3 protein-coding genes and 1 pseudogene are annotated in these 2787 nt (G+C 65.9%); 1 reads left to right on the top strand and 3 read right to left on the bottom strand.

The window, feature by feature from the left end:
• Together G3436_RS13935 and G3436_RS13930 are read right to left on the bottom strand one after the other, a co-directional pair.
• Positions 1–222, bottom strand: a 222-nt coding sequence (locus G3436_RS13935; RefSeq protein ID WP_163945881.1) for a 2-thiouracil desulfurase family protein, incomplete at its 3' end; no start/stop codon positions are given.
• Positions 209–841, bottom strand: coding sequence for a 2OG-Fe(II) oxygenase (locus G3436_RS13930; RefSeq protein WP_163945879.1), 633 nt, complete (start codon positions 839–841; stop codon positions 209–211). The genes G3436_RS13930 and G3436_RS13935, both read right to left, overlap by 14 nt.
• 114 nt (positions 842–955) lie before the next feature.
• Between G3436_RS13930 and G3436_RS13925 the strand changes: the two genes are divergently transcribed.
• Positions 956–1705, top strand: coding sequence for a DUF2059 domain-containing protein (locus tag G3436_RS13925; protein ID WP_163945876.1), 750 nt, complete (start codon positions 956–958; stop codon positions 1703–1705).
• Here the strand turns inward: G3436_RS13925 and bipL are convergent.
• Positions 1706–2634 (bottom strand): annotated as a pseudogene (gene bipL, locus G3436_RS13920) (phospholipase BipL).
• Between the last annotated feature and the right edge of the window lie 153 nt (positions 2635–2787).

The following is a 2787-nucleotide window of genomic DNA, read 5'->3' as shown; positions in this document are numbered from 1 at the left end:
CTGACCGTCCAGCACGGCACGGCCCTGGCCGCCCGGGATCTCGGCGGCCGGGCGTGGCGTGGGCAAGCCGCCCGCCACTTCCGGGCACAGCGCGACCACGCGGCCTTCACGCTGCCAGCGCTGGAGAACATCGGGATGCCCGCTGGCCCGGCCGTCGTAGCGCACCGGCTGGCCCAGCAGGCAGGCGCTGACCAGCACCTTGTGCGGTTCAGAACGGCTCATTGCCACGCCGACGGAACCAGCCGGTCAGGGACAGGCGCTCGCGATGGGCCGGCAGCACTTCATGCGGCACCTCGCCGGAGAGGAACACCACCAGGCAACCGCCGGTCGGTTGCACGTCGCGCTCCACATCGCCTTTGAGGCTCATGCGCAACTGCCCGCCGTGTTCGGGCAACCAGTCTTCGTTGAGGTAGATGACCGCCGACACGGTGCGTCGATCGTCGTCGCGAAAGCGGTCCAGATGCTTGCGATAGAAGGCGCCCGGCGGGTACAGGGCAAAATGGCACTCGAAGTCTTCCAGGCCCAGGAACAGGCCGCGGTTCATCGCCTCGCGCAGGCTGTCCATCAGTTCCAGATAACGATCGCAGGCGTCTGCCTCGCCGGGTTCGAGCCACTGGATGTGATCGCCGCGAATCCCTTCGCGCACTTCCTGCGCGGGGCCACGGCCGACGCCAGCTGGCGCCAGCTCACCCTCGGCAGCGCGTTTGCGACACTCGGCCGCCAGCGCCCGCGTCAACGACTCAGGCAAAAAAAGCGTCTGCTGCGACCAGCCATGGGTGGCCAGGTCATCGACGATGCGCGACAGCGAGGGATGATCGAAGGGTATTTGCATGCCCGGCATAGTATCGAGCCGCCAGCAAAACCGACAGCGCCACTTGGCCGAGAGTATGCATTGGCGTCTCGACAAAGGCCCGCCGTGCCACGGACAATAGCGCACTGCCGACAGGAGTCCTGAATGCGCCGTTTGTTTTTACTGCTGTTGATGATCTGCACCACGCCTGTCTGGGCAGATACCCACGAACAACTGTACAAGGTCGCCGGGTGGCCGGAGCAGCGCGCCCACTTTACCGATGCCCTCGATGCCGCCCAACAGCGCTATCGCTCAAGCCTGCCGCCTGCGGTTTACCAGGCGCTGGTCAGCAACAGCAACCAGCGCTTCGAAGCCAAGGCCGTCGACCGCCGCGCCGAGGCGCAGTTGCGTGCCAAGCTGGGTGACCCAAACCCGGCGCTGGCGTTTTTCCAGTCGCCGCTGGGGCGCAAGATCGTTGCGGCCGAACTGCTGGCCACACGCCGTGACCAGTTGGCCAAGAACGCCAAGGGCCTGCCCAAGGTCGAAGCCAGCGACAGCCGCCTGTTGATCATCGGCCACCTGGCCCAGGCGCTGCCGGCCCGCGAAGCCGGTGCCGAAGTGAGCCTGGCGATTGCCGGCGTGGCCGCCGACAGCCTGAGCCAGATGATCCCCGGCCTGCTGGGCGGCGGCCAGGCCCAGAGCATGCTCGACGGGCAGCGCCAGCGCCTGATGCAGCAGATCAGCGCCGACCTGAACAACACCTTGCTCTACGTGTACCGCGGGCTGTCGGATGCCGAGCTCGATGAATTCGCCACGTTTGCCGAGTCGCCCGACGGCAAGGCGTACTACGCAGCCGCCCTGGCCGCCATTCGCGCAGGCCTTGCCGTGGGCCAGAGCACCTCGGACCTGCAGTGATCAGCCCAGGCGCTGGTCGATGAAGGCAAAGTAGTCACGCCGGATCGCCGGCAGTTCGTTGACCAGATGGTGGCGAGCGTTGGGCATCAGCAGGATCTGCGGTTCGCTGAACTTGGCCTTGAGCACCGCGAGGTTGTAGGGCCAGTCCACTGTCATGTCCGCTTCACCCTGGATGATCACCGGCCGGCGCAGGCTGCGCGGCGCCACCTCGATACGCTTGACCCAGGCCATCAGCGCGCCCACCCAGGCAGTGGGCAGGCGGCGCGGTTGCAACGGGTCGGCCTGCAGGAACGGCAGGAAGGTCGGGTCGTTGCTGTTCTCGCTGAAGCGCCGCTCGATGCCGGTAACGAAGTGGCGCAAGACCTGATAGCTGAGCTTGGACCAACGCCAGGCACGTGGGCGCACCAGTGGCGCGAGCAGAATCACCTGCCCTTGCGCCGGGCTGTACTGCCATGGTGCAGCAGGTGATCGACCACGATGGCCGCACCGGTGCTCTGCCCGCACAGGTGCCAGGGCTGCGGCAGTTGCAGAGCCTGGCCTTGCTCGAACAGGGCCTGCAGCACGTGCTGGTACACCGCAAAATCGTCGATGCTGGCGCGCTCGCCACTGGACAGCCCATGCCCGGGCAGGTCGCAGGCGATCACCGCGAACTGCTGGGCCAGGGCCCACTCGATGGCGTGACGGTACAGCCCCATGTGGTCGTAGAAACCGTGCAGCAGCACCAGGGTGGCCACGGGGGCCGAAGGCAGCCACACCTGTGCGACCACTTCATAACCTGCGCTGTCGAAGCGCCCCAGCCAGCTCTGGGCGCCGGGTATGTCCAGGCTGTAGAAATGCTGGTATGCCTGGGCCTGGGTCGACAACGGCTGACGCTTGACCAGCGGTTGCAGGCTGGCGCGCAGGGAGTCGGGGTCGAAGGACGCAGGCATAAAGGGTTTCCACACACAGGCAAAGGATTGATCTGTGATATTCATCTGTCGCTGGCGGCATGGCAAGCTAGCTGACTTTTTTGTTGTCTGATCTGGCCCCTTCGCTGGCAAGCCAGCTCCCACAGGTTTTGTGAACACCGCCTGACCCTGTGG

Origin of the sequence: Pseudomonas brassicae, assembly GCF_010671725.1 — a bacterium.
GTDB classification, from domain to species: domain Bacteria; phylum Pseudomonadota; class Gammaproteobacteria; order Pseudomonadales; family Pseudomonadaceae; genus Aquipseudomonas; species Aquipseudomonas brassicae.
The sequence above is the reverse complement of the archived record's forward strand: the minus strand, read 5'-3'. Positions and strand labels throughout refer to the sequence as shown.